This window comes from Anaerotignum neopropionicum (assembly GCF_001571775.1).
GTDB lineage: Bacteria > Bacillota > Clostridia > Lachnospirales > Anaerotignaceae > Chakrabartyella > Chakrabartyella neopropionicum.
Genome location: NZ_LRVM01000021.1, coordinates 1 through 6,151, shown reverse-complemented (window position 1 = coordinate 6,151; position 6,151 = coordinate 1). Strand labels below are relative to the sequence as shown.

Below are 6,151 nucleotides of genomic sequence, written 5' to 3'. Positions count from 1 at the left end.
TTATTTCCATTAACAAAAATGACACAGCACCCATCTTCGAAGTATCCGACTTGGGTATCGTTGGTGACGTTAAGGTTATCCTGCCTAAATTGGCTGATGCAATTAGAAAATATAAAACAGCAAAGGCTAACAACTAATTTTATTCAAAAAACTTGTTTTATCAAGAGCTTCCTTTGGGTTTCCAAGGAAGCTCTTTTTTCGTACGTTTTATACAACTAAAAATCCATGAGAAGGCCATAAAGCAGGAAATACTGCAGTTATACAAAGGCGGTGTTATTTTTCGCTAAAAGGTAAGGTGCAGTTTTTTGATTACTTTTTAAAACAAAACAAAAAATGTAATGTTTAACAGAAAATAAGTAAAGAAATTCAGGTATGCCTTGTATTTGCGAAAAAGCTTTCTATCGTAAAAAACAAAAATAGTGCAAAAATAGTGCAAAAATAGACAAATTTCATGCATTATGTTATACTGATTGTAAGCAGCAAGGAGAGGATGAATCGGAGATGAATTTAGCAGAGTTAGATTTTCGAGAAAAAATGGTGCCTGAACAAGTGGACATTGTTTTAAAAGAAACACAACCTTTTTTAGGGCTGATGATGGAGTGCAGATGCGCTTTGATGGAAGTAGAAACGAAGTTGAATGTTTTAAATGAAGAATTCGCTTTAAAATATAATAGAAATCCCTTTGAGGCCATTAAATCCAGAATTAAAAAACCTATTAGTATCGTTGAAAAGCTTAAGAGAAAAGGGTTTCCTATTAGCGTAAAAAGTATGGAAGAGAATTTGTTCGATATTGCAGGGATACGCGTAATTTGTTCTTTTGTGGACGATATTTATGCAATTGCTGCACTACTGGTACAGCAGGATGATATTACGCTGATAGAAGCAAAAGACTATATCAAAAAGCCAAAGCAAAATGGCTATCGAAGTCTGCATCTTCTTTTGGAGGTTCCCGTTTTTTTGGCGGAGGAAAAGAAGTCAATGAAAGTGGAAGTGCAATTTCGAACCATAGCTATGGATTTCTGGGCAAGCCTAGAGCATAAGCTAAAATATAAAAAAGATATTTCGGATGCAGAGGAAATATTTGTAGAGTTGCAGGAATGTGCCGATATTATTAGTAATATGGATTTACGTATGCAGGAAATTAGAAATCGTATTGAAGCCCAGGAAGAAAAATAGTGGTACTTAAAAAATGAAAAAGCGCGTATTGCAGAGCAAATTTTTTGCGAAGCAATCGTGCTTTTTTTATATTTAATTGCAAAAAAAACATGGAAAAAGGGCGAGTTATAGGGGCGTCGCCTTTTACAAATAAACCCATAAGGGGAGTGAGCTACTTCTGTTTTTTTGCGAATTTTAGGGATAATACAATGTTTTTGCGGAAGAAAAATGGAATGTCACGACAGCGTTTGACAGAAACTGCAAAAGAGGCATGGTATATTTTGGACAAGCAAATTGTCTTTGGAAAAAGACCAAAGAAACATGGCGATGGACACTGAATACAAGGGAGGACATAGAATGCGGCAATATTATGACGGTGATATGAATTTGTATGGTTACGGTATAGATGACGAATCATCAACTTTGCCTGAGAAAACAAAACAAATGGGCGCACTGGAGAGTCAAATGCGAATCTACATTGAGGATTATGTGTATACATATTTATATCAATATGGCAAAAGCAATGGTGGTAAGGAAAAAATTGCGGCCTTGGTTGGGCGTCATTTAGAGATAAATGGCGAAGATTCGGTTGTGATTTCCGGCGCAATTCAGGGAAAAGGCGCCGAACACAAAAATGGAGTGGAAAGCTTTAGCGAAGAAACCTGGGAGTATATTGGAAGTCAAATGGAAACTTATTTTAAGGGAATGACTTTGGTTGGTTGGGTGCATATGCAGCCGGGCTTTGGCTCGTTCCTGATGGCAAAGGATGAAATGTTTCATGAAGAGTTTTTTAAGGAAAAATGGCAGGTTTTATTTGTAATTGACAGCTTAGATAAAATGGATACATTTTATATTTATAATGAAGATAAAAAAGGTTTAAGGCAAGCCAGAGGATATTTTGTTTATTATGAAAAAAATTTGGAAATGCAAGAATACATGCTGGAAAATAGTATGGTTCGCCCAAAAGAGGACGAAAGAGGCATGGCAGAAAAAAAGGAAGAATATGAGGAGCAGCCCCTGGCCGGGGGAGAAAGGAAAAGACGAAGTCCGAGTCCTGAGGAGCGAATGGATGCAGCGAAGGAAATTCGCAGAGTGCTACAAAAACGTGCTCAAGAGGTGGAAGAAGCTCAAAAAGGAAAGTATTCTATGCTGGTTGGGGTAAGCTGTGTTTTGTGCGTTGTCTGCTTGTGTATGGGATTTGCGTTGATGAGCAATATGACACGCTTGCAGAGTCTAGAAGGCGAAATTTTAATGGTACAAAGCTCTTATGAAAAATTGGAGAAAAACATAGAAGGCGTAAAGGTGCAAGCGGCTTTTGCTGCCGAAAATGGAGTGGAAACGCAAGCAGAAAACATTCAGAAAACCCAGGAAAAAGTGGTGGAAACATGGTATACAGTTGAAGCCGGCGATAGTTTAGGGTTTATCAGCAGAAAATATTATGGAGATAACAGCGGAATTACTAAAATAATGGAGGCGAATAGCTTAGAAAATGCAGATATGATTTATGCCGGGCAGTCTATATTAATTCCTTAATTTAAAAACAACCAGATTCCCTCGTGCTAAATTTACTAGGAAGTTTATAAAAGAATAGAAGCTTCCTAGTAAATCCGGTTAAATTTGAGCAGAGAAAAAAGCTTGAAAATAATTTTTTTTAAACAGGTAAGACATTATCAAAGAAAGAATAGAAAGGGCGAAATTATAACATAATTATAAAAAAATGTTGCGACGCAAGAAAAAATATGATACAATATTAATGCTGTTTGATAATGGATAAGACTCAGAAAAATGAGTAAGCTATATAGGAGGATTTTAAATGACAACATTAGGTACGGTTTTAACGGTTATTTTAGCTGTATTGGCATTGGCGTTGTGTATCATTATTTTGATGCAGTCTAAGCGTTCTGCAGGCTTAGGGGCAATTAATGGCAGTAGTAATGGAGACACTTATTGGAGTAAAAATAAAGGTCACTCTGTTGAGGGTGCACTGGAAAGATATACAAAAATAGGCGGTGCGCTTTTCATGATTATTGCTTTTATTATTAATTTGATCAGCTAAAAGGTTGAGAGATGCAGAAATGCATCTCTTTTTTGTAATCAAGAAAAAAATGTGGTAAATTGAAATACAGGAGGAATTTATGGAAGAAAACAATGTATTGGAAGAACGAAAAATAAGGCTCCTTGGTTATATTGAAAGTGCTGAATATATTCCCTTGAGACGTAAAGAAATTCGGCAGATGATTTCTGTACCCGATTCTGAACGAGAGCAATTTGAAGGAATGGTTCTGGAATTGATTAACGAAGGCAAAGTGGTAGAAACAAAAAAAGGAAAACTATTGGCGCCGAAAACCATTAACATGTCAACGGGTACTTTTACAGGCCATGCCAAGGGCTTTGGATTTGTGACGCCGGATGAGGGCGGGGCTGATATTTTTATACCTGCAAATGAAACTGCCGGTGCCATGCAAAAAGACAAGGTTTTATATAAAGTAATCCGCACGGGGGATAAGGACAAAAAATCCGAAGGCGTGATTATAAAGGTTTTGGAGAGAGGAATTACCCGTGTTGTTGGCCTTTATGAGCAGAGCAAAGGCTTTGGTTTTGTCATTGCAGACGACAAGAAAATTGCCAAGGATATTTTTATTGCCAAAGAAAATGCAAAGGGTGCTGTAAGCGGACATAAGGTCGTTGCGGAAATTATTAATTACGCGGAAGAAAGACGAAATCCGGAAGGAAAGATTATAGAGATATTGGGGCATATCAACGATCCTGGAGTTGATATTCTTTCGGTGATCCGCCAATACGACTTGGCTGTTGAATTCCCCGATGAAGTCTATAAGGAAATTGAAAATCTTGAAACAGAGGTTTCGGAAAAAGATAAAGCAGGCAGAGAGGACTTCCGAGGGCTATTGACCATTACCATTGATGGGGAAGATGCCAAGGATCTGGATGATGCTGTTTCTTTGACAAAAACAGCAACGGGGAATTATATGCTGGGCGTTCATATTGCAGACGTTACCCATTATGTTCGGGAGCATACAGCTTTAGATCGGGAGGGCTATGCCAGGGGTACCAGCGTTTACTTGGTTGATCGGGTGATTCCTATGCTGCCCCATAAATTGAGCAATGGAATTTGCTCTTTAAACCCTCATACGGATAGATTGGCAATGAGTTGTATGATGGAAATTGATGCAAAAGGAAATGTTGTTGATCATAAAATATGTGAATCTGTGATCTATTCCGATTATCGCATGACTTATACGGCAGTTCGAGAACTAATTGAGGATAAGACGCCGGCTCTTTTGGAGGAGTTCAAAGAGATTTTGCCGATGTTGACAATGATGAATGAATTAAGGCAAGTTCTTGGCGAAAAGCGCAAAAGGAGAGGTTCTGTAAACTTTGACTTGCCTGAGTCTAAAATTATTTTGAATGAACAAGGTAAGCCCATTGACATTCATCCTTATGAAAGAAGCATTGCAACAAATTTGATTGAAGAATTTATGCTTGTTTGTAACGAAACGGTTGCCGAGAATGCTTTTTGGCAGGAAATCCCCTTTTTGTATCGTACCCATTTGGAGCCGGATGAAGAAAAGCTTCAACGCATGGAGCAATTTATTCGTGGCTTTGGGTATCATTTACGCAAAAAGGATGGAGAGGTTCATCCAAGGGAAATACAAAGGGTTTTGCTTGAGGCAGAAGGAACGGAGCAGGAAAGAATTATTACCAGAATGATTTTACGCAGTATGATGCAGGCGCGTTATGGTGCAGATAATCTTGGGCATTTTGGTTTGGCGGCAAAGTATTACTGCCACTTTACTTCTCCCATTCGGCGATATCCTGACTTGCAAATCCACAGGCTTTTGAAAAAAATGCTGCATGGAGAACTAAAAGAAGCAGAAACAAAGGAGTACAAAAAAAAGATGCCGGACATCGGAAAACACTGCTCAAAGCGGGAGCGTATTGCCGATGACGCTGAACGGGATACGGATCAGCTGAAAAAGGTTGAATATATGGAAGATAAAATTGGGGAGGCATTCGAAGGCATTATTTCCGGTGTAACCAATTGGGGAATTTATGTGGAATTACCTAATACCATAGAAGGCATGGTGGCGTTGGCCATGCTTGATGATGATTACTATGAATTTGATGAGAAAAAAATGGTTGTATTTGGAAGAAAATCCGGAAAAATCTATCGCCTGGGCGATAAGGTAACGGTTGTTGTGGCCAAGGTTTCTAAAGAGCTTAGAACCATTGACTTTTTGTTTGACGATGGTGAGGAATAAAAAACCAAAAGCCTTTAGGTTTTTTGTTGAGGGTGTGGACTTTTAGACGGAAGACAAAGTGAAAATCTTGAGGGCTTTGCCCTCAAACACCCACAAAGGTTTGGTTCAGCACTTTGCTCCGCAAAGCTGTCCCTTGGACAGATGGCACTTCTTTGCCATTACGACCTTGACCTATCTAAAACCGCATAGTTATGCGGTTTTCGTAAAAGTTTTTAGTCTGGCTTTTTTCAAAAAGCAAGTAGGTTGGTCATCACTTTTGCTTCGCAAAAGTTGTCTTTGCCGACTGCCCTATCTTGGGCAGTGAGCGGGCAACGCCCAAGGTTTGTCGACACCCTTTGAAAAAAGCTGAGTTCCTTCAAGTTTTTTTTAAGTTGACAAGGGACAAATTAAGAGTGCCTGCGACCAAAGGGCTAGTAACTTCCTATTTTCCTCAGATGGGCAAAGCTCATCATGGGGATTCCATTTGGGAAACCCTTCCGTCCTTAAAAATAAGTTTTTTGACAGTCTAAAGCAAAAGTCTAGGCGCTTTTGCTTTTTTGTTTGTTCGCTTTAGCTTGACAAAACCACCGGCTATGCCGGTGGTAGGAAGGGTTTGTTCTTTAGATGTAAGCACGAATCCTCCTTTGGTAGAATAAATGTAGGTTTGCCAACCACATCAAAGACCAAAAGGAGGATTCAAAATGACTAATAATAGTTTAGCACATACAACATGGGAA

4 protein-coding genes are annotated in these 6,151 nt (G+C 38.8%); all 4 read left to right on the top strand.

Annotated elements, in window-relative coordinates; genetic code table 11:
• The first annotated feature begins 501 nt into the window (after positions 1-501).
• Complete coding sequence (locus CLNEO_RS15120) at positions 502-1,176, top strand: GTP pyrophosphokinase (protein ID WP_066091124.1); 675 nt, start codon at positions 502-504, stop codon at positions 1,174-1,176.
• Between the two features lie 336 nt (positions 1,177-1,512).
• Positions 1,513-2,688, top strand: a complete 1,176-nt coding sequence (locus CLNEO_RS15115) for a LysM peptidoglycan-binding domain-containing protein (protein ID WP_066091121.1) — start codon at positions 1,513-1,515, stop codon at positions 2,686-2,688.
• 280 nt (positions 2,689-2,968) lie between these two features.
• On the top strand, positions 2,969-3,211 hold the full coding sequence (gene secG / locus CLNEO_RS15110) for a preprotein translocase subunit SecG (RefSeq protein ID WP_066091118.1): 243 nt from the start codon (positions 2,969-2,971) through the stop codon (positions 3,209-3,211).
• A 79-nt stretch (positions 3,212-3,290) separates the two neighbouring features.
• Positions 3,291-5,435, top strand: a complete 2,145-nt coding sequence (gene rnr, locus CLNEO_RS15105; RefSeq protein ID WP_066091115.1) for a ribonuclease R — start codon at positions 3,291-3,293, stop codon at positions 5,433-5,435.
• Positions 5,436-6,151 lie beyond the last annotated feature (716 nt).

Coding starts and splice junctions, on each gene's coding strand:
- CLNEO_RS15120 (WP_066091124.1), top strand. CDS start 502: ATGAATTTAGCAGAGTTAGATTTTCGAGAAAAAATGGTGCCTGAACAA.
- CLNEO_RS15115 (WP_066091121.1), top strand. CDS start 1,513: ATGCGGCAATATTATGACGGTGATATGAATTTGTATGGTTACGGTATA.
- secG (WP_066091118.1), top strand. CDS start 2,969: ATGACAACATTAGGTACGGTTTTAACGGTTATTTTAGCTGTATTGGCA.
- rnr (WP_066091115.1), top strand. CDS start 3,291: ATGGAAGAAAACAATGTATTGGAAGAACGAAAAATAAGGCTCCTTGGT.